The organism is Bradyrhizobium guangdongense (assembly GCF_004114975.1).
GTDB classification, from domain to species: Bacteria; Pseudomonadota; Alphaproteobacteria; order Rhizobiales; family Xanthobacteraceae; genus Bradyrhizobium; species Bradyrhizobium guangdongense.
In genome coordinates, this window is the sequence record NZ_CP030052.1 from 18,970 (window position 1) to 40,892 (window position 21,923).

Annotated in this window: 17 protein-coding genes and 9 pseudogenes; 8 read left to right on the top strand and 18 right to left on the bottom strand. The window is 57.5% G+C overall.

The features are described from left to right. Nucleotides 1-58: 58 nt before the first annotated feature. The 8 genes and pseudogenes from X265_RS35715 to X265_RS35745 all read right to left on the bottom strand — a co-directional run. Nucleotides 59-1,447: pseudogene (locus X265_RS35715) on the bottom strand (extracellular solute-binding protein). A 470-nt stretch (nt 1,448-1,917) separates the two neighbouring features. Next, nucleotides 1,918-2,159, bottom strand: a pseudogene (locus X265_RS41595) (hypothetical protein); the annotation flags it as partial. Between the two features lie 13 nt (nt 2,160-2,172). Further along, nucleotides 2,173-3,093: an ABC transporter permease gene (locus X265_RS35720; RefSeq protein ID WP_245478061.1), complete on the bottom strand. Its 921-nt coding sequence runs from the start codon at nt 3,091-3,093 to the stop codon at nt 2,173-2,175. Nucleotides 3,094-3,203: 110 nt separating this feature from the next. Further along, on the bottom strand, nt 3,204-4,742 hold the full coding sequence (locus tag X265_RS35725) for a sugar ABC transporter ATP-binding protein (RefSeq protein WP_164934141.1): 1,539 nt from the start codon (nt 4,740-4,742) through the stop codon (nt 3,204-3,206). A 38-nt stretch (nt 4,743-4,780) separates the two neighbouring features. Continuing rightward, nucleotides 4,781-5,872, bottom strand: a complete 1,092-nt coding sequence (locus X265_RS35730; RefSeq protein WP_128929771.1) for a substrate-binding domain-containing protein — start codon at nt 5,870-5,872, stop codon at nt 4,781-4,783. 94 nt (nt 5,873-5,966) lie between these two features. Next, nucleotides 5,967-6,980 carry a sterol desaturase family protein gene (locus X265_RS35735; RefSeq protein ID WP_128955099.1) on the bottom strand — a complete coding sequence of 338 codons (1,014 nt, stop codon included), beginning with the start codon at nt 6,978-6,980 and terminating at the stop codon, nt 5,967-5,969. Nucleotides 6,981-7,156: 176 nt separating this feature from the next. Next, nucleotides 7,157-7,522 (bottom strand): hypothetical protein, encoded by a 366-nt coding sequence (locus X265_RS35740; RefSeq protein ID WP_128929773.1) that lies wholly within the window; start codon nt 7,520-7,522, stop codon nt 7,157-7,159. A gap of 104 nt (nt 7,523-7,626) precedes the next feature. Beyond that, nucleotides 7,627-8,742: pseudogene (locus X265_RS35745) on the bottom strand (DDE-type integrase/transposase/recombinase); the annotation flags it as partial. A gap of 247 nt (nt 8,743-8,989) precedes the next feature. On the opposite strand from X265_RS35745, the gene X265_RS35750 reads away from it, so the two are divergent. The 3 genes from X265_RS35750 (at nt 8,990) to X265_RS35760 (ending at nt 11,917) form a co-directional block, all read left to right on the top strand. After that, complete coding sequence (locus tag X265_RS35750; protein WP_128929774.1) at nt 8,990-10,276, top strand: NAD(P)/FAD-dependent oxidoreductase; 1,287 nt, start codon at nt 8,990-8,992, stop codon at nt 10,274-10,276. 7 nt (nt 10,277-10,283) lie between these two features. Then, the gene (locus X265_RS35755; RefSeq protein WP_128955100.1) at nt 10,284-11,135 is read left to right on the top strand and encodes a sugar phosphate isomerase/epimerase family protein; all 852 of its coding nucleotides are present in this window, start codon (nt 10,284-10,286) and stop codon (nt 11,133-11,135) included. 443 nt (nt 11,136-11,578) lie between these two features. Continuing rightward, entirely contained in the window at nt 11,579-11,917 is a 339-nt protein-coding gene (locus X265_RS35760) for a MocE family 2Fe-2S type ferredoxin (RefSeq protein ID WP_128930174.1), read from the top strand. Here X265_RS35760 and X265_RS35765 read toward each other — a convergent pair. Beyond that, nucleotides 11,914-13,149, bottom strand: coding sequence for an NAD(P)/FAD-dependent oxidoreductase (locus tag X265_RS35765; RefSeq protein WP_232995607.1), 1,236 nt, complete (start codon nt 13,147-13,149; stop codon nt 11,914-11,916). The genes X265_RS35760 and X265_RS35765 overlap by 4 nt on opposite strands. A 103-nt stretch (nt 13,150-13,252) precedes the next feature. Between X265_RS35765 and X265_RS42370 the strand changes: the two are divergent. Beyond that, nucleotides 13,253-13,375 (top strand): annotated as a pseudogene (locus X265_RS42370) (LacI family DNA-binding transcriptional regulator); the annotation flags it as partial. Nucleotides 13,376-13,522: 147 nt separating this feature from the next. Beyond that, the gene (locus tag X265_RS35770; protein ID WP_232995608.1) at nt 13,523-14,215 is read left to right on the top strand and encodes a substrate-binding domain-containing protein; all 693 of its coding nucleotides are present in this window, start codon (nt 13,523-13,525) and stop codon (nt 14,213-14,215) included. Nucleotides 14,216-14,411: 196 nt separating this feature from the next. Here X265_RS35770 and X265_RS41600 read toward each other — a convergent pair whose 3' ends face one another. The 4 genes and pseudogenes from X265_RS41600 to X265_RS35780 form a co-directional block, all read right to left on the bottom strand. Next, a complete protein-coding gene (locus tag X265_RS41600; RefSeq protein ID WP_232995609.1) occupies nt 14,412-14,624 on the bottom strand; it encodes a hypothetical protein in 213 nt (70 codons plus the stop codon). A gap of 132 nt (nt 14,625-14,756) precedes the next feature. Beyond that, nucleotides 14,757-15,266, bottom strand: coding sequence for a hypothetical protein (locus tag X265_RS41605; RefSeq protein ID WP_232995610.1), 510 nt, complete (start codon nt 15,264-15,266; stop codon nt 14,757-14,759). A gap of 150 nt (nt 15,267-15,416) precedes the next feature. Continuing rightward, nucleotides 15,417-15,734, bottom strand: coding sequence for an IS4/Tn5 family transposase DNA-binding protein (locus X265_RS41610; protein WP_232995611.1), 318 nt, complete (start codon nt 15,732-15,734; stop codon nt 15,417-15,419). 624 nt (nt 15,735-16,358) lie between these two features. Further along, nucleotides 16,359-16,650 (bottom strand): annotated as a pseudogene (locus X265_RS35780) (transposase); the annotation flags it as partial. Between the two features lie 52 nt (nt 16,651-16,702). On the opposite strand from X265_RS35780, the pseudogene X265_RS42135 reads away from it, so the two are divergent. Further along, nucleotides 16,703-16,804 (top strand): annotated as a pseudogene (locus tag X265_RS42135) (transposase); the annotation flags it as partial. A 4-nt stretch (nt 16,805-16,808) separates the two neighbouring features. On the opposite strand, the gene X265_RS35790 reads toward X265_RS42135, so the two are convergent. Together X265_RS35790 and X265_RS35795 are read right to left on the bottom strand one after the other, a co-directional pair. Next, the gene (locus tag X265_RS35790) at nt 16,809-17,519 is read right to left on the bottom strand and encodes a hypothetical protein (protein ID WP_128929777.1); all 711 of its coding nucleotides are present in this window, start codon (nt 17,517-17,519) and stop codon (nt 16,809-16,811) included. A gap of 87 nt (nt 17,520-17,606) precedes the next feature. Continuing rightward, nucleotides 17,607-17,942: a DUF4365 domain-containing protein gene (locus tag X265_RS35795; RefSeq protein WP_128929778.1), complete on the bottom strand. Its 336-nt coding sequence runs from the start codon at nt 17,940-17,942 to the stop codon at nt 17,607-17,609. Between X265_RS35795 and X265_RS35800 the strand changes: the two are divergent. Further along, nucleotides 17,941-18,783 (top strand): annotated as a pseudogene (locus X265_RS35800) (IS256 family transposase); the annotation flags it as partial. The gene X265_RS35795 and the pseudogene X265_RS35800 overlap by 2 nt on opposite strands. Before the next feature lie 61 nt (nt 18,784-18,844). Here the strand turns inward: X265_RS35800 and X265_RS35805 are convergent. Further along, nucleotides 18,845-20,071 (bottom strand): annotated as a pseudogene (locus X265_RS35805) (IS110 family RNA-guided transposase). 244 nt (nt 20,072-20,315) lie between these two features. Here X265_RS35805 and X265_RS35810 point away from each other — a divergent pair. Beyond that, nucleotides 20,316-20,524, top strand: a pseudogene (locus X265_RS35810) (transposase); the annotation flags it as partial. On the opposite strand, the gene X265_RS35815 reads toward X265_RS35810, so the two are convergent. Next, a complete protein-coding gene (locus X265_RS35815) occupies nt 20,488-20,715 on the bottom strand; it encodes a hypothetical protein (RefSeq protein WP_188637434.1) in 228 nt (75 codons plus the stop codon). The pseudogene X265_RS35810 and the gene X265_RS35815 overlap by 37 nt on opposite strands. A gap of 743 nt (nt 20,716-21,458) precedes the next feature. Further along, a complete protein-coding gene (locus X265_RS41620) occupies nt 21,459-21,692 on the bottom strand; it encodes an IS4/Tn5 family transposase DNA-binding protein (RefSeq protein WP_246767936.1) in 234 nt (77 codons plus the stop codon). Between the last annotated feature and the right edge of the window lie 231 nt (nt 21,693-21,923).

Genomic DNA, 21,923 nt, shown 5'->3' on the forward strand with positions numbered 1-21,923 from the left:
ATGACTACATCTCTAATTGCAAGAAGGGGCAGCGGGTCGCCGCCGCCCCCTCGGCACTTCACATGGTCGATCGGATTTCGGCCGCGAGGTCTGTCAATGTCGCCTTCACGTCAGCTCCGTTGACCATTTTCTGCATGGCAACGGCCCAGGCATTCATTGCTTCGGCAAAGCCGACGCGAGCTGTAAAGGCCAGCTTTGCCCGGTCCTGCACGCTCTTGAACGTGTCGACAAAGTTGTTGAATTCAGGCTTTGCCGCGTATTCGAGCCATGCCTTGTCAGTCCAGGTCGAGGTGCGCGGAGAGTTGACGAGCTTGCCGGCCACGGCACCGTTGAGCTTCACTTGCTTCGAAGTCGCCCATTGGATGAAGAGCCACGCAGCTCCCTTCTTTTGCGATGCCGCATTCATCGCCAAAGACCAGATCCAGATGTTGGATTCGAAGTTTTTGGCATTCGGAGCACGCAAGGGCGGCGCAAATGCTATTTTGCCTGAGGCTGGCTTGCCGGCAACGTCGTTCCAAAAGCCAAACATGTTGGAATCGATCGCCATGGCTGTGCGGCCGGAATTGATGCCTTCGACCACCTGGTACCAATTGTCGTTAGCAAAGGAGGGCGCCGCGCACTTCTTGATCATGTCCACATAGTCCTTGTGGAAAGCGATCGACTCGGGTGAGTCGAGGCCGGTGTCGAGCTTACCGTCCTTGACGGTGAAATCGTGCACCCCGTAGGACCTGGCGATCGAGATTGCGGCCGTGTGGATGCTGCTCCAGAACCGCACACCGCGGACGCCAAGGGGCGTAATCGTCGGATCGGCAGCCTTCAGCTTTTCGCATGCCGCGGACATCTCCGGCGGGGTCGTAGGGACCTTGATGCCATACTTGTCGAGGATGTCCTTCCGTTAGAACAGTTGGATATTCTCGAAGCCATGCGGAATGGCCCACACCTGCCCGCTTCCCGGCTCGATCTGGCCTTCCTTGACCTTCCAAGTCAGCGCATCTCGTAGTGCTGGGAAGAAATCCTTGTAATCGTAGCCGGCCGCCGTAAGTTTCGGATCGTTCAGATAGCGGTCGAGGGGCTCAAGCAATTGACCGGGCGCAAGATCCCAAGCCGGTTGAATGCCCGTACCGACAACGTCCCAGCTTGGTGATTTGGTGCTGAGCTGGATCGTCAACTTATTCCAATACGCATCGTCCGGATAAAGCTCCGGCGTCACCTTGATGCCGGTAAGCTTCTCGAATTCCGGCAGCTGGGCTGCAACCGCATCGGCATATGGATGAATATCGGAGGCCCAGACGATCGACTCGCCTTCGAACTGGCGCCAATTGATGTCGTCTGCCTTGGCGTGGGTAAGCGCCATGGCCGTTCCGGCCAAAAGCGTGGAGCAGATAAGGGTAGCTTTCCTAGCAAAATTTGCTGAACGGTCCGGACAAGCAGCGTACTTCCTTGGCATGATTCCCCTCCGGTGAGCTCTTTGGCCCGTAAACCTCGTGCCCCCTCCTCTTCGAGAGGCCGCAGTGTCGGCAAGGCTAGCGCCCGCTGTTCCGTCGTAAGCGGTTTTCCGAACTCTCTTTGGGTAAGATTGGGTAACGTCGAACAATCGGTAGTTCAGAAAGTGATCCGCGGATCGCGTCAGGCGTACTCAAGCCACGTTGTCTACCAATTTGCTGGACTGGCAGCAGTCATCCTCAAGGATCAATTAGCAAACTTATGACGCTGACGCCTCGTAGCTTCGGCAGTCAAACGACAGTCGATTGTCCTGGGATGTGGCGGCTCCGAAATCTCTTGTGCACGCGCCGGTTAGCGAGGTTCACAATGACCGTTCTCGAGTGCGCGATAGGGCAAAGGTTTCAATCCTCCACTGCAGTACTTCACACGGTTTTCCGTCTTCCGTACCGTTCCTCCGAATGCGCCGAGACGGCTTTAAGCTGCAAGAACCGTCATCAGGAATCTCCGGACCTCTGTCTTCAGCCGCGCGCTGTCGTTGGACAGCATCTGCGCGTAGGTGAGCAGTTAACTCGAAGCCGAGCCGGTCTCCGTTGCGCGGCGCTTCACGTCGGCTATGCTCGAAGCCACTCGGCGGGCCCCGTGTGTGCCTCCTGGATATTGGAGGAGATCTCTTGCGTAACAGCTCCTTGTTCGTCAACCGCGCACAAGATCGCCGACCAAGAACTAAGTTCAACGGCGGCGTGGGCCAAGCGTGTAACTCATCAGCAACGCGACCACGAGCAGCACTCCCTGAACGAAGCTTTGCGCGTAGTACGGGAAATTGAACATTGTCAGTCCGTTGATTAGTGTGGCGACGAAGACCGCGCCAACCAGCGTACCGACGGCATTCGCTTTGTTGGCGCCAAGCACGGCATATCCCACGAGCGCGGCGGACACGGCCTGCAGCAAGTACGCGTCGCCCACATTGACGTCGCCCCGGTTGGAGCGGGCCGCTAACATGACTCCGGCGATTGCTGCCAACGCGCCGGAGATCAGGTATGCCGCCATGCGATAACGCGCCACGCGGATGCCGGCCGCCGCGGCTGCGATCGGATTGCCCCCAACGGCGTAGAAGGCCCGCCCCCACCGCGTGTAATTGAGCAGCACAATGACGACGATGAATATCAGACCTGCGACCACGACTGACGCTGGGATACCGAACAGCCGCCCACCACCTAGCCAGCCGAATAGCGGCGAGAACTTGCCCGGAGCGACATTGCCGTTGAACGACATACCCTCCGCGATCGACTGGCCCGAGACGCCGAGCAAGGTCAACCCGTTGATGAGGAACAAGCCGGAGAGCGTTGCCACCAGATCGGGGATGCGGGCGTAGACAATGAGAAAAGTGTTGAATAGGCCGACCGCGACGCCCGCCGCCACGGCGATCAGAATCGCTGGGGCGCCACCGAGGTCGCCGATCACCATCGCCGCGGTTGCTGCCATCACCGCAAGCGACATCGACGCTCCTACGGACAGGTCGAATCCGCCGACCGTCATCGAAACCGTGGCGCCAAGCCCGATCACCGCGACCACCGAGGCCGCTTGCAGGATAAACATTGCATTGGCGAACGTGCGGAAGAACGGCTGCTGCCAGGAGAAGAACAGAATCATCAGCACCAGAACGGCCAAAAGCCCGTAGCGGTAGATGAAGACTTTCAGCTTTTCCGCGCTGCCGCGGGTGGATCCAGGCTCGGCCGGCTGCGCGAGCGAGTTTTGGATTGTCATTGAAGGGTGCCCCCACTTACGCCTTGCCGAGCTGCACCGGTCCGGCTCATGATTTCAGAAAGCTCTTCGGAGCTGAGCGCATCCGCCATAACTTCGCCCGCGATCGCTCCTTCGACCATAATGAGTACGCGGTCGGCGACCTCCACCACTTCCTCAGGGTCCGACGACGAGACTACGACCGAGTTGTACTCCGAGAAAGCCCGCAGCGCGTCCGAGATGATGCCGCGCGCTCCGATGTCGATTCCCCGGAACGGTTCGTCAAGAATTAGAAGTGACCAGCCGTGCTTGAGCCAGCGGCCGACTAACAGCTTCTGCTGATTGCCTCCCGACAGCGCCTCGATGGGGGCATCCCAGCCGGGACACTTGACGTTGTAGTCACGGATGATATCCTGGGTGAATGCCACTTCTTTATGTAGGTCGATGAAGCCATAGCGGCTGAAGAATCCCATTGCGCCGATCGAGCAATGCTTCGCCAGGCCCTCGCCAGGGAAGATCGATTGCTTCGCGCGCTCCTCCGGCACCATCGCCACGCCCCTCGTCAGCGCATCGGCTGCGTCGCGCGGCTTGAAGGGCCGATCGTTGAGCAGCATCTTGCCCGAAACCAGCGGCATAGCACCGTAAATCTGTTCCAGAAGCTCGGTCTTCCCGGCGCCAACGAGCCCGGTGATACCGATCACCTCGCCCTTGCGGAACGTCAGGTCGACGGGCACCGCATCGGGCCGCACACGCAAGCCGCGTCCGACAAACACCGGCACCTGGTCCGAGCGGCGGATGACATGTTTCGCCGACAAGATCAGATCGCCGAGAATTGATGTCGCTATCGCATTCGTATCGAGCGGTGACTGGTGCTCGGAAACGATCTGACCATTGCGCAAAACGACTGCGCGGTTGCATAGTTGCTGGCTCTCGCTCATGCGGTGCGAGACGTAAAGCACCGCGATACCGCGCCGCTTGAGGTCCGCCACCGCCTCGAACAATTTTTCCGCTTCACGCGCCGACAGCGTCGAAGTCGGCTCGTCGAGGATCAACAGCTTAGGGTTCTTCACTAGGGCGCGCGCGATCGCCACCTCCTGCCGACCGCTCGCTGACAGTTCCTCCACCGGAGCTTCCAGCGGTAGCTTGAGGCCCAACTTCTGCTGCACCTGCTGCGCGCGGTCCATGACGCTGCGGCGGTTGAGAAAGAAGGGCGAGTCGGCGGTCGAGAGATCGTCGAGCAGCAAATTTTCTGCCACTGTCATGCCGAACACCACGGCATCGTCGATGTTCTGGTGAACGGTCGCGATGCCGCAGTCACGCGCTTCGGTCGGCGAGCGGATTTCGGTCCGCTCGCCCTCGATCAGGATTTCGCCGGACGTGCGCAGGAAATTGCCGGAGAGCACTTTGATGAGCGTGGACTTGCCGGCGCCGTTGGCACCGAGCAGACCCAGCGTCTCGCCCGGCATAATCGAGAAGCTCACACCCTTTAGCGCTTGCGTGGCACCGAAGCGCTTGGTGATGTTGCGGAACTCGACGAGGGCTCTCGTTCGCTCGGACATAGGGCAACCTCCAGCGAGGCTTTCCTGCGTGGACCGATTCATTTCATCTTATCCATCCAAGGGGCCTTCGCCACGTCCGGCGTCTTCAGATCCGGAAAGACCGCACCAAGCTGTTCGATGTTCTCGACTTTGTTCGTGCGCAGCTCTTCCTGAGTGATAACCAGCGGCGGCACGCTCAGCGTGTTGCCGATGAGGTCGCCGGCAATCCTGGCCGCGGCCACCCGCAGTACGACCGAGCCGACATTGGACTGGTTGGTGGTAGCCGTGACCACCCAAGGACTGTGTGGCTTCGTCATTACCGCGATGTCGGCAGTTGAGATGTCCATGCCATAGGTCTTAACCTTGTCCGCCAGACCGAGTTCGCTGATCGCTAGCGATGCGCCTTTGGTGAACTCATCATACGGCGCGACAATCGCCTTGACGTTTGGATGGGCAGTCAGCGCTGCCTTGGCCTGATCGGCCGTCTGGGCGGCAGTGTTGGCGTTGACGACGCCGATCGTCGCTACCGTATTGACGCCAGGGTTGGCCCTCAAGAATTCCTTCCAGACTTCGTTGCGCAGATCGAGCGCCTGATAGCCTGGCACATAGACATAGATGACGTCAGCCTTTGCACCGTCGCCGCCGATATGGGCCTTCAGAGCACCAAGGATGCCGGTCATCATCAGCTTGTCGCCCTGATCAACGGTGATGACCTTGTCCGACGGCTCGACCGAAACGTAGTAGGTCACGACAGGAATATTGGCGTCAGCGGCCGCCTTGATGCCGTCGCGCAGACTATCACCAAATCCCCAACCAATGACGATGGCATCCGGCTGAGTGGCTACGGCCTGCTGCAGCATCAGCGCCTGCTTCGCATTGTCGCCGTCGGCGTTGTAGACCGTCAGCTTGACGCCGAGCTTCTTCGCTTCAGCCTCAACGCCGGCAATCCACTCCTGATACACGTCGCCAGTGTTGAGCTGGCGGACAACCGCGATCTTAACCGCGTGATTCTTAAACTTTTGCGGTACCTCGGCGTGCGCGTCCGACTTAACTCGAATCGGAGTGGGCCCGTCTGCGAACGCTACACTTGTAAGGGCGATCCCCGCGACGCCTGCGAGAAATGCGCGACGAACAATCCTTGCCACAATCATAACGTTTCCCCTTTGCTGACGTGGTGCTTGGCCGCGGAGTTCTCCGTGCGGCTTGAGTTCTTCAATAGGATTCTAGGGTACGTTGAGCACCCAGTCAGGCTCGAGCGTCCTTCTTGGCATAAGCTTCAGCACGCCGTTCCATACGAAGCTTTAGACGCTCATCGGCTTCAGGGCTGCCGTCGTGAAAGCTGCCAAACCACTTGTCTAGTGGGACCGCCCCATCAGCGTAATTCACCTCGAAAAGCTTGTGGTGAAGATAATGAGCGTAGACTCCAGATGGGACGGTGCGCTCGCCCCCCAGCTCGGTTCGATCGAAACCGGTATGGGCAATTGCTGGAGCGAGGCCCGCGCGCATCACCATGGCAAGCATATGTATTGGATGTGAATTGAAGACAGCGATCAACACGATGACAGAAAAATACAGGATGTGTTCGACCGGGTGCATCGCTAATCCCGACCAGGGAAGCACGTTCGTATTATTGTGGTGCAATGAATGAACGTACTTGTAGAGGAGACGAGTATGAAGCAGGCGGTGAACCGCGTAAAAGTGGACCTCATGAATGAATGGGACGAGTAACAGCAGGACGATGAACCATATTGGGTTGTCTGACAAGGTGATGAGAGGCACGTAGCCGTTGGCATAAAGATAAAACGCCGCGACCTGATATGCTGTAAAGACCGGAACGCCGCTCGTTATCGTCCAGAAAATATTGTCCAAAGCCTGTTTGCCGAAGACGAAAACAGTAGCTCTGGCCGTGGGCCAACGCGGGTTGTACTTAAAGCGCGTCTCCTGCCGTCGCAAAACGTAGAGCCAAGAGTGCCAGGCGCCATACCAAAGGACGACGATGGCATAGTTGAGGAGAACGAGATAAAGTACCCAGCCGATCTCGAGTGTCTTCATTTGTTCAAGAGACGGCGCAAGAAAGAGCCAATAACCGATCCCGAACACGATAAGCAGCAGGTTCCAAGGCAAAAAGTACCCTGGCAACCACTTTATCACCGCCATAGGTTTCGGAGGCAACGTGAACAACGGCCCATAACTGATGAGCTCCTTAGGCGCGTAGTGACCAAACTCGTCGCGACGGCCGAATTTAGTTTCCTCCATCATCGCTTCCTCCTGGCGCGCAATCCACCCCTATATTTTCTTCAGTATATGGCAGAGCGTTGGATGGCTCGATGGTTAGGTTGATTGAAATCCATCAAAATGTCGAGCTACGGCTTACTGCATTGTCGCCACGGCCGCTAAACGCTCGTCATTGTACGGCTCGTTTGCTCCCCTGCACGCTACGTATAGCGGTCGAGAGTATAGATTGCAGATCGGCAACTGATGCAACTTAGCGTGCTCGCTATCGAAACACCGGTACACCAGACATCACTGCCTTTCGAACCGCGATGCAGCATCTGAGCGGCCACAACGGATTGCGCCGGGCGCCACTTCGAGGTGAACGACTTCGCCGCGAACCGGTCGCTCGCGTTATTAGCAGCGAACCGTTGTACGCTGAGGGCTGCGCCACCGGCGACGAACTTTGGCGTCTTGCTCACAACGGACCACACGACCTTCACCGCCGCGGCCGAACTCTTCGCCAACTTCGACCACGGCGCCGCAATGTTCGCGTTGTGTCCGTCGTCAGATAATTTGAGACCGCTCATGCATTTCGAGAAGGGAGGCTCCGGATCATCTTGGGCTAGAGGTTAAGCTGCCTGCAGTCGATGCCGCAAGCGACGGATTGCGATGGTCTCGCGCTTGATGCGCTCAGCAAGATGCGGTTCTTCAAGGTCTGATGCCAGTGCCCTGGGTCTGGCGATGATTGGCGCACCGCGCACAGGCCGTATGTCCTTGCCCTTGAGCCAGGTGGCCAGATCATCCGCGACGTAACTTGATCCGTTGTCGCTGAGAAGCCGTGACCGCTGCTTTATATTGATGTACTCCAGGCCTGAGGCGACAAGCGCCCGGTCGAGCGTGGCCGTAACGTCGGAGGCGCACATGGTTGGGCTCATCCTCAACGCCACGATATAACGCGAGAAGTCAGCGAGCACAGTGAACAGATAATACCAGCCCCAGCCGGTGATCTTGAGGTAGGCGAAGTCAGTCTGACAGAGCTGGTTGATCGCCGTGGTCTTGTCCTTGAACTCGTTGGCCGTCTTGATCACCTCATAGGCGGGGCTGGTGATCAGGTCGTGCGCCTTCAGCAGCCGATAGACCCAGCGCCTCGGAGACTAAGTACTTTCTGTCATCGGTGAAGCGCACCGCCAGCTCGCGCGGCGACAGCTCGGGAATCTCCAGCGCCAGATCGATGATCTGACCGCGGACTTCGTCAGGAACCCGATTCCAGACCATGTCCGACTTCGAGCGATACTCAGCCAGTACCTCAACGCCAACCGCACGGTAGCGATCGTACCACCGATAAAATGCGGCTCGCGGGATGCCGAGCTTCTCGAGCGTGCGTCTGGCACGCAGATGGTGATTGCTCGACCAGCGCGATGATCTCGGCCTTCGCGAACGCAGGATACCTCATGCCTCGTCCTCCCCAGCCGCGCTCAACTCTTTTTTGTAAGCGGTTCTCCAGGGTACGATCGGCGACCACCTCCTTCAATTCGGAGGCTTCACGACGAAGATCCTTGACCTCGCCGGACGTGGCTGAGCGGGCAGTGTCGCCCCCCAAGGCGGCGTTTGCCAGCCTCAAGGAACTCCTTGGACCGGCCATAATACATCGAGGCCACACAGCTCGGAGATATTCTCCTCGTCGCGCAAATCCTTCCAACACGATACGGATATTCTTTTCCGCTGAATACTGCCGAGGTGCCTGGCGTCGGTTGTCCTTCAGCACTTGTTCTGCCGGGGCTTTGTCCGGCCCGGATTTCTGCTTCAACTTCGCTCCGTACGGCAACGATGAACCAGAAATCCTCCTTCGTGAAGTCCTGGTCTCAGAGGCGCTGACGGCGAACACGCCACACTACATGGCGTTGATCCTACGCCGGCAGGCCGCCGACTCGGGGCGCCCCGCACACGAGCGAGTCTACGAATCGTAAACATGATGGAAAAACATCAGGTTCAGAATAGCCTAAATCAGATGTCGGCGACTAACCTCCAAGCTCGCACAGTTCGGACTTGATGTGATGGCTCGAAGAATTGTCATAGTTGGTGCTGGACATGCTGGGACGAGTGCAGCTCGCGCACTACGGGAGCATGGGTGGTCCGACGAGATTGTACTCCTAACGGAGGAACGGTCCGCCCCTTATGAGCGTCCGCCTCTGTCCAAGTCAGTCCTTACTCAAGAGGAGAGCTTCAGCGGCGTAGCGGCTCTTGCCCCAGGTTGGCTTGACCAGAACGGAATCCTTTTCCGCTCTGGGGTCAGAGCGGAAGCAATCGACCGGGACGCACAGAGCGTTACACTCGCTGGAGGAGATCGTTTTCGGTATGACTACCTCCTGCTCGCGACAGGAGCAAAACCGCGTTTTCCGCAGTTGCCTGGCGTCGGCTCGAAGGGAGTGATCGCGCTGCGGTCGTTGGATCAATCCGCCGTTCTCCGAGAGAGATTGATGCCGGCACGAAGGCTTGTCGTTATCGGCGGAGGACTGATCGGATTGGAAGTCGCGGCGTCTGCCCGGGCAAGAGGTGTTGACACAACAGTTTTGGAAAAGGCACCCGCTCTGCTGTCTCGCGTGATGCCGATCTCGACGTCCGATAGAATCTTAGAACTGCATCGTTCCAACGGCACCAAGGTTTTCCTCGGAGCGGACGTGGAGGCGATCATTGGTTGCGACATGGTCGAGGGCGTGCGACTCAGATCAGGACAGGAATTCGTAGCCGACACAGTTCTGGTTGCTGTTGGCGCGGATCCCGACGTTGAATTGGCGCAGAAGGCTGGCCTTGCCACTGACGACGGCATTCTCGTCAATGAATACCTCCAAACTGCAGACTCTCGGATCTTCGCCGCCGGAGACGCAGCAAGATATCCGGCGTCGACGGGTAAAGACACGATACGATTGGAGGCATGGAAGAATGCGCTGGACCAGGGGGGCACTGCCGCGTTGAACATTTTGGGACGAAAGGTTTCCTATAGGGCAGTTCCATGGATGTGGTCTGATCAATTCGACAAAGTATTCCAAGTTGCTGGCATTCCGAACAAATCGCAGGTCGAGGTAAATCGTAGTTTAGACGATGGGGGTATAGTAACGTTTCTCCTAGACAGATTTGGCGTTCTAGAGGCCACGGCGGCGTTCGGTAGCCTATCGCAAGTAGCAAAGATCGTCCGAGTCGCGACCTCGATAATTGAGAGGCGCCTTCGCCCGTCGCCTTCCGTCCTGCAGGACCCAAGCTACGATTTGAGAAAGCTCTTGCAGTCAGATGCCGTCAACGCCCACTCAACGCATGAAGCCGCTCTCTCAGCAGTTCGAAGGTAGACACTACATGAACACCATCCTGTTCTTTCAGTCGCTTTGGGCCATGGAATTGCGAAGCGCGACGGAGCCAGAACGCGGGCTTGAGGAAAACATCCGAATGATCAAAGATGCCGGCTATGACGGCGTTAGCGCAGATTGGCGGAGCCGGGAGTACGTACGCGAGCTGCATGGCCTGTTGAAGGCGAACGGGTTGACAGCCGAAGGCCAGTGTTTTCCGAAGACCATCGATGAGCTCAAGCCAGTGCTCGAAAATGCAACGGAATTCGGTCTTCATCATCTTGAGATTCAACCAGATGTACGGCCACGTCGCTTGGATGATTGCATCCCGCTTTTAGAAGGATGGCTGCGGCTTGCCGAGGAGGTCGATTTTCCCGTCTATATAGAGACACATCGCGACCGGATGACGACCGACCTGTTCTTTACACTCGATCTACTTGAACGAATCCCCGATCTCAAGCTGCTGGGGGATATTTCGCACTTCGTTGTTGGGCGCGAGTTCTCATGGCCAATTACCGAGGAGAATAACAGCCACATCCATCAAGTTTTGGATAGGTGTTGGGCGTTCCACGGTAGGGTAGCAAGCCGCGAGCAAATACAAATCGAGATTAGCTTCCCGCAGCACCAAATGTGGCTCGACCAGTTCTTAGAGTGGTGGGGCTACGGCTTTCGGAGTTGGCGCCGGCGCGCGGCGGACGGAGAGGCATTGGCGTTTACTTGCGAGTTGGGGCCGCGGCCGTACGCGATAACCGGTCGAGATGGTGAAGATACAACGGATCGCTGGAGCGAAGCCCTGATGCTTCGAGAATGCGTCAGGAAGGCTTGGGACAAGTCTGGAGCCCACCTGGAAGACAACGCGTAGAGCACAACGACAGCGCTTGAACTCAGGAAACGTTACAGCCCACTACTGCTCCGCTGCTGAAGACTGCAAACTGTAGACTGCAGATGTAGGTGTCCAGATCAAGGCGATCGCGATTTGTTGTATCGTCGATACACGCTTCGTGTGCTGATCCAGATGGCCTCTTTCTGTTGATTTGAGCTATGAGAGCGCTGGGATCTTGGTCGACATCGGTTTGGGGGGCCCGGCCGGAAGCGGCGCATGCATACATGGTCTATTGAGAAGATCCAAAGGTGCAATGAGGTCGACGGGTACGCGGGAGAACTAGAAGTCGACCTAATGATAGCCCGACTTTGCCGCCGGATCGATCGACGAAGGGTTCGATGTCAGGTGCAAAAGTGATGGCGCCAGACGTTCAGCATATTCTAAAGAGGGAAGAGAAGTTCAACATGAGCCTAGATTTGAAGATGGTTGACGACACCGCTCGTACATGGGTGTTTGCGTGCAAGGTAGAGGATATTCGGCTTCAAGACGTTCGTCGCTGGGAGTTTGACGGGCATTCATACGCAATATTTCGCTCCCCGAAGGGCGAAATCTTCGTAACAGACGATATTTGCACTCATGAACACGCCCACCTGTCCGATGGTTATGTTGAGGGCCACACGGTGGAGTGCCCCCGTCACTCTGGACGGTTCAGCTATATGACGGGAAAGGCACTTGGCGCTCCGGTATGCATAAACCTGCGCACGTACGAGGTGAGAATCGAGGATGGAGCGGTCACCGTTTTGGTACCTCGACGGGCTTAACCCGCAACGACCTCTAACTCGGCTCCGTCAAGCGTGACAGAGTTGCAGATAGCGCGTGAAGCAATCAGCTGACGCATTTTTCTCAGCTCTCGCCCGATGAGCGCCGTGGGTCCGATGGCGGTCGCGCCGACGAGTCGTTCAAGTGCGTCGCAGTGAAGCAAGATCGCGCTTCCAGACGCTGTCGGTTTTCGCCTTGTCGACGTACCGAGATGAGGTAACCCCATTATTTGAAGGGAGAGGTCGTACTGGTCAGACCAAAAGAATGGGACTGACGGCGCCGTAACTTCTTCGCCCAGCAGTACGGCGGCTAGGATTCTTGCGTGATCCTCCGCGTTTTGCCACGACTCCAAACGTATATGCCGTTGGTAAAGTGGATGCCAGAAGGCGGCAATGTCGCCACAGGCGAATATGTTGGGATCAGAGGTACGCAGCTGCTCGTTAGTTATTACACCAATGTCGATCTCCAAGCCGGCGCCAATCGCAAGGGATATCTCAGGTTCAACACCAACGGCAACGACGGCGACACTGCAGTCAACAGCATCTCCATTGCTGAGAACAGCGCGCTTTAGGCTACCATGGCCATTGGAAACGAACCTCTCGACCATGGCCCCGTACGTCAATTGCACACCAGCGTGGAGGTGCGTCTCGGCAAGGCGATCTGCTACCAGTCGCGGCACCAAGCGAGAAAGCAGTCGGTCGGAAGCTTCGATCACTCGTGGCTGGATGCCGCGCTGTGCGGCGGCCGCCGCGACTTCGAGGCCGATAAATCCGCCACCAACGACGGCCACTCGGTTTGATGCCAGGAAGTACTTAGAAACGGTTTGAGCATCGGCGTAACTTCGAAGGCTAAAGACGCCGCGGAGCTGACTTCCTTGCACCGGAAACCCGCGAACTCGAGAGCCGGTAGCGAGAACCAATCGATCGTATCTAATCACTTTACCGTCGCTAAGTCGGATGTTTTTCCGGACGCGATCAACATCTTCAACGGCGACGCCGAGATGGGTCTCTACACGCTCCCAAACTGGGTCGTTAGGCTTCCACAACACGCAGTCATCGAGCCCGCTGGTGCCCAGGAGAACTCCTTTAGATAGCGGAGGTCGTTCGTAGGGATAGATAGGCTCGGCCCCGACGAGGGTCACGTGGACGCGATCGGGGCCGCGAGACAAGAGTTGCGCCAATCTGCCGCCGGCGTGCCCCCCTCCAACGATGACTATTCTGCATCGCTCAGTCATCAGTTATAATCCTGTGCATCCATGACATCTTGGTGCGAAGTGCGGTGTTGACCTGCGATGGGCTATCGTCAACAAACATACCGCAAAACGAAAGCCGAAGCGAATGAAACCTGGGCTGAACGAGGTAGCCAAGCTCGCTGGCGTCGGAATTGCAACGGTCGATCGCGTCCTCAATGAACGAGCTAATGTATCCCCGAAGACGGCGCTGAAAGTCATCGAAGCTGCTCGTCAGCTGGGGATCAGTCGGACTCTTCCATCGCCCCATCGTCGGCTCTTTCGAGTCAAGGTAATAATGCCTTCGCAAAGGACGCCCCTTCTGTTGCGGCTTGCCCGAGCGTTTGAAAGCCAAATCGCGCAAACTACAAAATCCCTTGTGATCGAACGCGTCCTATTCGAGGAGCGGCATGCGGAAGCGGTCCCGGGTCTGATTCGCGCGGCCAAGGCAGACGCGGTGATAGTGTACGGACCCGAGACAGATCAAATGATAGATGCGATTGCCTCGGTGACCTCATCGGGGACCCCTGTCATTACTCTCGGATCAGACCTGCCGACGACACCACGGTTGGCCTACGTCGGGATTGACCACTACGGAGCCGGACGAGCTGCGGCATTCTTCATGTCCCGGATGGTCAATCGGGGAATCTACTTAGCGGTCTGCTCCGATCTGAAATACCGAGCGGAGGCCTCTAGGATTAGTGGATTTCGAGACGGTGTGAAGGCAGAACTTTCTTCTCCGATACACGTCGAGATAATGGAGAGCGATGAGTGCCCTAAAGGAATGTCCGAGGATGCTGTCAGCGGTATCTACGTCGCGGGATCAAAAAATGGGCTTGCCCACACAGTGGCACCGTGGTTGGCCAGAGCACCAATCGTGATCGCGCACGACCTTAGCGACGAGGTCAGACAGATGATGAAGACCGGCGTCGTTGCTCTGGCGATTGATCAGAACCCGGAAGAACAAGCATCGAGGTCGGTAGCTCTTCTCTTAGCCCGCTTCGGCCTAACGGCTCACGCGCCCGAGGCCGGGATAGTATCGTTTACCGTCCACACGAAATACAACATCTAAGACTGTGCAGTATCCAGAGTCCTGCGAGGGCCGCTCTTTTTCATCGCGACCGGCGCGTTCTGCGCGCTAGCGGCAATGCTGCGTTTGGCGCGGCTGACGAGCAGCCTGCCCTCGGCCGAAAGGCGCCCGAACTCGCCGTGGGCCAAGCTTGATGGTATCCGTCCGGTGATGCTTGCGATTACCCACATTTTTTGAGTCAGAGTTTCGCTCCCGTTGCGATATCGATGAATCGCGATAATCCGCGCCATATGATCAGATTCCCTGGTGGCGGATCGTTGGCGCGGGCGAGATAGCCGCCGAGCCTGGCGATCTTGATAAGATAATGCGACAATGTCTTTCGTTGTGTGTCGACTGGATTCTTGTCTTCGACGAGCCGATCAAGCAATTGGCTTTCAGCCTTGGTCAGCACAAATCCGGTGAGGCATTTGGCGCTGAACGATTAAGCATCGTCATCCAAAAAATGCGCCAGCTCACAATGCAGAATACCGAGATCAGATTCGTCAATCGCTGAGCAGTCCGCAGTTGCGAGTCCTCCTCTGCCCTACAGCCGGATTTGAGTATCTTGTGGAAGACCTCGATCTTCCATCGCAGGGAATACCATTCGAGTTTCTCGATCGCAGCCCTGCGCCGATTGCACTGGAAGATCGGTCAGGAGTTTCCATTCAATCTTCTTTCTGTTCTTTGGCGCTCCTCTTTCATCAGCGTGGATCACTGTCATAGTCAAAGTTGGATACCGCGACTGCTTGCCGATCGGTAGCAAAGTACCGATTTTACGATACCGGATTTCAAGAACAGACTGGTCTGGATTGCCCTTGCTATCCTGGACTTCGATCCGGTGGAGGCCTTTGACCACGACCTCGTCCATTATCGTTGCAACGGTATGATCGCCATCGCCTGCCAGGCGATTGACAAAGGTCCTTACCAAGAAATGCGTTCCAACCTCTTGGGCGGCGCACAACAAGTCATAAATATCGGCCTCACGATCACCGATATGGATGCACTGCGTGGCTTCTCGAAAAGCTCCGTGGATTGTTTGAGGTTCTCCAGCCACCGAATGCTCTCCTTGGTTTCAATGGGGATCCGTGTCAGGTTGACCTCGCGCCTGAGCGCGGCGCCCCCTCTGAACTTCTTTCGGTCCAGAACTTCACGGCGCTGAGCCCCAGTGGAAGCCCCTCGAGGGTCACCGCAAAGCTCGAATGCATCAATATTCCGCATGTCGTGTACGTTTGGGTTTTCCGTCCAATCTTCGGGAGTTGCTTTTGGGGATGCGCTTAATCATCCCGATCAGATCCGGGCGCTCTCTTTGATAGGTGAACTCGGTCGTATCATGCGGGACAAGAACAGGACCTTTCGCAGCCGCGATACGTTCCCGCGTCGATTTAAAGAGACCAGACAGAATGTCGGCCTCGCTTACTCGTTCATTGGAAAAGAAACGATAGGCCGCCTTGGTATTCGCCCAGTCTTGGCAAACCATCGGAATGCTCTGGCCGATGTCTCCACCGATCTGCTTCAGTAGCATGTAACTCTCTCGCCAAGTCCAGCGTCCTGGAATTCGCAAAGCGCTGCTTCACGATCAAACCAGGTCATCGCGTCGGACGCCTCCCGATGCAAGGCTCAGCCTCACAATCTCGCGCACCTGGCGCATGATAACCCTCCTCGTCGGCATCCAATCCTCCCAGCTGCTTCCAGCCGGAGAATTGGCCCAACGATCGGGCCTCACACCATCCGAATCTGCGCGCGATCAAATCCGAATGCTGCGCGGAAAATGCTCGGAATGCTGGGCGCGATCATTTCGGAACCCTGCGCGCCATCAAGTCGGTACGGTGCGCACCATCATCTCGGAATCCGCACGCATTGTCTGGGTGGTCTTGAGCTCTCTACGAACGCAGAGATCCTGCTTTCACCTGACGCTGGCTTCGATTGCATGGCTCGGGAACAGTGATGACGAAACAGTGGATCAACATGCCGTAAGGCCTGTGCAAAAAACGGGCTTCGTGCCCGAACCATTTATTGGGAACGGCGTGCGCAGATCTCATCATGGCCTGGCTGCAACAGCAGTCCACTCACGAGAGGCCGGATACATTTATGCAACTGGAAGTGTCATTTTCGTTGTTACGAACCCTTACACGGACGGGGTGAACCATACATTTTTTGACAAAAGCTCGCGCAGTGCCGCCGCATCGAGCATCTGCTCGGCCAGCAGCTTCTTCAGCTTCGCGTTCTCTTCCTCGAGCGCTTCAGCCGCTTGGCTTCGGAGACTTCCATGCCGCCGAACTTGGCCTTCCAATTGTAGATCGTCGCCTCGGAGACCCGTGTTTGCGAGCCAGGCCTGCTGTCGTCGCTCCAGCCTCATGCTCCTTCAACACTGCGATAACCTGCTCTTCCGTGAACCTTGCCCGTCCATCTTCTGATCTGAGGCCGGCAAACTGGACCATTTTTGGCTAGAGTTTTTCGCACCGGTTCCCTGGCTGGGAGGAGCGAAGGACGATGAAGGCTTCGAAGTTTTCGGACGCCCAGAAGGCGCTCATCCTGAAGCAGGGCAGTGACGGGGTTGCGGTGGCGGAGATCTGCCGCAAGGCCGGGACCAGCTAACTTATTCTGGTAGGGGCAGTTGCCAGTCCGTCCGCTCATTGATGTATTGCTTGTAGGCGGGGTGATCGAACAGGTGCAACACAAAGATCTGGTCATGCCACTGCGTTGGTGCGCCAAACTTCCAAGACAGACCGTTTATCTTTGCGATTTTCCGCGCTGCGTGAGCATCGTTAAATTCCCGGATTGCCAGAAGTTCCCCAACCCATTCGCAGTGTACTTCATCAAGATCACCGACGATATCGTCAAAGTAGCAGAAGGTCCGTGGTAGAAAATGAGATGCAGCAGAGTTGAAAAGGTTTAGTGCCGGCTTAGTACTTGTATAGAGGTCGAGGTCGAAAGACACAAAGCCGATAACAGGTGGCGAATAGCGTTCGATAAACGCCAGAACCGTCTCGCCGACGTTGCCGATTATCAGGGTGGCGCGCTTTAATTGACGCTCCAATTTAGCCCTATCCATTTTGAAAAAACCGGCGCGCCAGAGGTATGGCAGATCTCGGTAATCGTCAGAGGGTGGCAAGCCAGTTTCCAGATCGAAGCCGTAGAGTCGGAAGCGAACTCCCGTTTCAGCCTGAAGACTCTCAGCGACTTGTTCCATCTCCAGCAGTCCCATACCGCCAGCGACGCCAAACTCGATAGCGGCGATTTCGGGAATTTGGAGTGCCTTTGCTTGCCTCGCGGCTTGCCTCATTCCGAAAAGATAATTCGGGCGCATGCGTAGTCCTCGCTTTTAGTGTGGCGGCTTAATCCTGCCACCAAGCATAGGTCCTATTGTACTCAGATCGCCCCATTGGGACACCCCTTAGCGTTGGTAGGTTCGCCTTCTCGAAGACGACCTGCGGGACTTACGGCGCTCCGGATCCGCAAACCACTCCTTCAGCGATTTGCAGTAGGCCTTCCGCGTCTTCAGAGCCACGACGATCAGCAGGACGGGAGCCGTGCCTTTGGTCCAGTATTCGATGTCAGCGTCGGCGCACGCGAATTCGAACGTTTCCTCGGTCTCCACCTGCAGTCGTTCGCGCTCAGTGGCCTTGCCCTGGACCCGCAGGAGCAGGTTGCGTACAGAATCTTTCGCTCTTTCAGCACTGACGGCTTCTTCTAGAATGAAGGAGCTTTGGATGAACGATGGGAATGCCATGGGTCAGGTGATCCAGATAGATGAAGCCCGGATTCGCGATCACCTGGGCGAGATGGTCCGCGGAACGGTAGAAGAGACGCTGAATGCCATGCTGGAGGCCGAAGCGGACCTGCTGTGCGGTGTCGGACGCTATGAGCGGAGCCAGGCCCAGCAGGACACGCGGGCGGGCAGCTACGAACGAACGCTGCAAACCAAGGCGGGCGACGTCAATTTGAAGGCCAGAAGCTACGGCGGCAAACCTTCGAGACGGCGACTATCGAGCGCTACCAGAGGCGGGAGAGCTCGGTTGAGGAGGCGCTGATCGAGATGTATCTGGCCGGGATTTCAGTTCGCCGGGTCGAAGACATCACGGAGGCGCTGTGGGGCACCCGGGTCAGCCCGAGCACAGTGTCGAACCTGAACAAGAAGATCTATGCCAAGATCGAGGCATGGCGGAATCGCAGGATCGAGGACGAGCATCCGTATCTCTATCTCGATGGCATTGTGATGAAGCGCAGCTGGGCCGGTGAAGTTCGCAACGTGTCGCTGCTGATGGCCTCGGCCGTCAATGCCGAGGGATTCCGGGGGATCCTCGGCATCTGTGAAGGTGCCACGGAGGCAAGTCCGGCTGGTCATCGTTTTTGCGGCATCTCGTCGATCGTGGTCTCAAGGGCGTGCAGTTGGTGGTTTCCGATGCCTGCCGAGGTCTTGCCGAAAGCGTTACGGATTACTACGGGGGGTACGCTATCAGCGCCGCATGGTGCATTTTTATCGCAATGTCTTCAGCCTCGTGCCGTCGACCCGGGTCCGCGAGGTGAGCCACATGCTCAAGGCCATTCATACCCAAGAGAGCCGCGCCGCGGTTGGCGCGGGCGACCTCGTGGCGAAGAGCGGCGTGTCGGCTGGAAGCGCGGCCAGGCAGCCTATTCAAGCCTTATCGGGTTGAGGCGTCCGCGCGCCGCGCCCTCGGCGGACATACTTTCCAGTACGTTACAAATCGTACGTAACTCTTCTCGGCGAGTTCGGCGACCTGACGTTCCTGGTCGCGCAGAGACTTGACGTTATAGGCGTAAGTGGTCCCCCCGGCGATTGCCTTTCTTCTGCGGCCGCCCCGCCTGAGCCTCCATCCATGGCGCGCATCTTGCTCGCCACCGGAGCCGGCCGCGCCCAAAGATAGTCTTCCTGCTTGGTCAGCAGATGCCTGCATAGGACAGTGAGCTTACGGGCAAGCGCGACCGCCGCGATCTGATGCCCCCGCTTCGCCCTGATGCGAACGAACAAGGCCTCTTTGCAGCACCCCATTCCGCCTCGACCAGCATCGCCCGCGCGTGGCTGCGACCAACCTTGCTGATGCGCCCATGATGGGCAGCGCCGAGGCCCGACTGGCGTACCCGTGGATTCAGGCCGAAGTAGCTCACCAGCTTCTGTGGGCTCTTGACTCGCGTGACGTCGCCGACCGCCGCGATGATGCCGACGGCCACCGTTAGGTTGACGCTCGTGATCGTCATCAGCCTTCGCACGGGACTGTCGCCCATGACACTCAGTGCGATCTCGCGGTCCAACTCCGCCTGGTCTTCGGCGAGCCGATCGAGTTCACGGATATTCCGCTCAAGTGCCGGCTGCTCATCTGCCGGCACGACCTGCCGTGCAAGCCACACTCGGCCGCGCTGGTTGAGCAGGTCAGAGTGAAGGCACTTCGGAACAAGATGCGACGCAAGGATCGCATGCACCTCATTCTTTACGCGTGTTCGACGACGTACAATCTGGTAACGCCGCGCCACCAGCCGGCGCAATCGCTCGGTAACCGCGTCCGGCGTCCACACTTCGGGCAAGTAGCCCGCGACGTAAAGGTTCGCGAGAGTGCCTGCATCAACCTTGTCGGTCTTCACATGCGCATGGGCGATCGCCTTCACCTGCAGCGGGTTGGCGATCACCTCCCGGGCGACGAAAGGCGACAGTACGCGCGACGCTGCCATGCTATTGCCAGTCGCTTCCAGAACGACCTCGTCCGTCGGCTTAGGCGTCCTCCCGAAGCCTTCAAGTGCCACGCGGGTCATGTCGACCCGGCCTGCGTGCCGCAGCACGCCTCCTTCCCAAATCGCCACCTCCCAGAAGGTGCGGTGGATATCCATTCCGATTACGCGTCGCATGTCCGTCTTTCCTACCCGCCACGTTGATAACGAGAGCGGCGGGCGACACGACAACTACGGATTCGCGCTCTCGGCGCAACCGGGCGAGTCGTAAGAGGCGGCCACCTAACAAAACGAGCTCGCAGCTCATCGTACGAACCGGCCGCCCGCACCTTCGTGCTCCCGGAGCCTCTATCCCGGATACTCGCAGCATATGCCACCAGTTCGAAAAGCCAGTAGCGGAAACAGTGACCGCGCCATCCTCATACCGGTTAACAATCCGCTCGAGCGCATCATGAAGGAGATCCGGCGACGAACCCGTGTCATCGGCGCCTTTCCTGACGGTCAATCCTGTCTCAACTTGGCAGTGGCACGGCTGCGGCACATTGCCGGAACGCGTGGTCGACCAAATGCTACATGAATATGCGACCGCTCTATCAGCAGCAACTCTCTGAGACCGGAGTCGTCGCCTGATCAATGTGCGAAAGATACTGGACACTACCAGTTGCGACCTCGCCCGTTTCGGCGTCACGCAACTCGATGAAGCCGTCGATCTCCGCTTCGACGCCGCCGGTCGGATAGAACATGAACTCCAAGAGAACGATTCCCTCGATGAGGGACATTCCCTGCTGTCCGATGACATCGCTTTTCACGACCTTCTTCATGGCCGTATGTTGGGCGCGGGATCCGACTCCTGTCCATTGCTCGACGCCGGTCGTGCACTCCTTCGTCGGTTATCGGCGATCGACAATCCGCTTCGACCGCGGGCGCGCTCCGATGGTATGATGCCATCGGAAAGAGTCGGGAAATCGCTGGTGATGTACGTCTACTGCAATGGAACCGCCCGTATCAGACATCGACGTTTTGGCGAGATACACGAAATCGATTCGGACCTGCTGGACTGGAACGCCGTTTGCAGCGACGAGCGACAGATGGGACCGGAGCTCCACCATGAAGCCGTTATTAAGCATCCGGAATTGGGAAGACTTTCCCTAGGGTCTGGGAGTATCCGGAGGGCGTCGAGAACCATCAGGAAACCAACACCGGCTCCCACCACGTGGTCGAAGATTTCGACTACGGACTCGAGCACGACCGTCCCGAGTACGACGACGAGTGGCTGGAGCTCCCTCCGCCCGACAATCCGTTCGCACAATTCCAAACGTCGTACCGGGAAAGCACCGATCTTCTCGCGCGAAGCGGCTCAGATGCCGGCAATCGCCTGGTCAACAAAAGCGGCGGCCTTGCCGCACTTAGGTCGCCTCGTGGAATGAAGCTGCCAATCAGATGTACTCGCGCCGGTCGCCAATACGGTGAAACGCGGACGTGGCGCGGATGCATCATGTCTCGACACGATGCAACTCATGCCAAAGGCCGGCACTGTGACAGGATGTCGGCCTCGCTTACTCGTTCATTGGAGAAAGAAACGATAGGCCGCCTTGGTATTAGCCCAGTCTTGGCACACCATCGGAATGCTCTGTCCGATGTCTCCGCCGATCTGCTTCAGCAGCATGCGAATTCTCTCGCCAAGCCGAGTGTCATGGAATTCGCAAAGCGCTGCTTCACGGTCAAACCAGGTCACCGCGTCAGACGTCAACCGATCCGCCTTCTCATCCCGCGCGCGTGAAGTCAGTCCATAGAGCACCTCTTCTCGAATCAGGTACCCGTCAAAGAATCACAAGCGTTTCTGGCGACTCAAGTTTTTCGGCACAGTACACCTCAAAAAATGTGGGTAATCGTAGGGTTGCCCGGATGCGTACACTGCATCGATGAAAATGCGCAGACCGATAGAGGGCCGCGGCCCCGCCAGCTACACCTCTCCATAACGACGATCTGCACTCGCTCCGCGGTTAGAGCCCGCTCTCGATTGCTATGA

Bases quoted from the DNA above. Each gene is read 5' to 3' on its own strand.
- X265_RS35720 (WP_245478061.1), bottom strand. From the start codon at position 3,093: ATGATTCTGTTCTTCTCCTGGCAGCAGCCGTTCTTCCGCACGTTCGCC.
- X265_RS35725 (WP_164934141.1), bottom strand. From the start codon at position 4,742: ATGTCCGAGCGAACGAGAGCCCTCGTCGAGTTCCGCAACATCACCAAG.
- X265_RS35730 (WP_128929771.1), bottom strand. From the start codon at position 5,872: ATGATTGTGGCAAGGATTGTTCGTCGCGCATTTCTCGCAGGCGTCGCG.
- X265_RS35735 (WP_128955099.1), bottom strand. From the start codon at position 6,980: ATGATGGAGGAAACTAAATTCGGCCGTCGCGACGAGTTTGGTCACTAC.
- X265_RS35740 (WP_128929773.1), bottom strand. From the start codon at position 7,522: ATGAGCGGTCTCAAATTATCTGACGACGGACACAACGCGAACATTGCG.
- X265_RS35750 (WP_128929774.1), top strand. From the start codon at position 8,990: ATGGCTCGAAGAATTGTCATAGTTGGTGCTGGACATGCTGGGACGAGT.
- X265_RS35755 (WP_128955100.1), top strand. From the start codon at position 10,284: ATGAACACCATCCTGTTCTTTCAGTCGCTTTGGGCCATGGAATTGCGA.
- X265_RS35760 (WP_128930174.1), top strand. From the start codon at position 11,579: ATGGTTGACGACACCGCTCGTACATGGGTGTTTGCGTGCAAGGTAGAG.
- X265_RS35765 (WP_232995607.1), bottom strand. From the start codon at position 13,149: ATGACTGAGCGATGCAGAATAGTCATCGTTGGAGGGGGGCACGCCGGC.
- X265_RS41610 (WP_232995611.1), bottom strand. From the start codon at position 15,734: ATGCTACTGAAGCAGATCGGTGGAGACATCGGCCAGAGCATTCCGATG.
- X265_RS35790 (WP_128929777.1), bottom strand. From the start codon at position 17,519: ATGCGCCCGAATTATCTTTTCGGAATGAGGCAAGCCGCGAGGCAAGCA.
- X265_RS35795 (WP_128929778.1), bottom strand. From the start codon at position 17,942: ATGGCATTCCCATCGTTCATCCAAAGCTCCTTCATTCTAGAAGAAGCC.
- X265_RS35815 (WP_188637434.1), bottom strand. From the start codon at position 20,715: ATGAAGAAGGTCGTGAAAAGCGATGTCATCGGACAGCAGGGAATGTCC.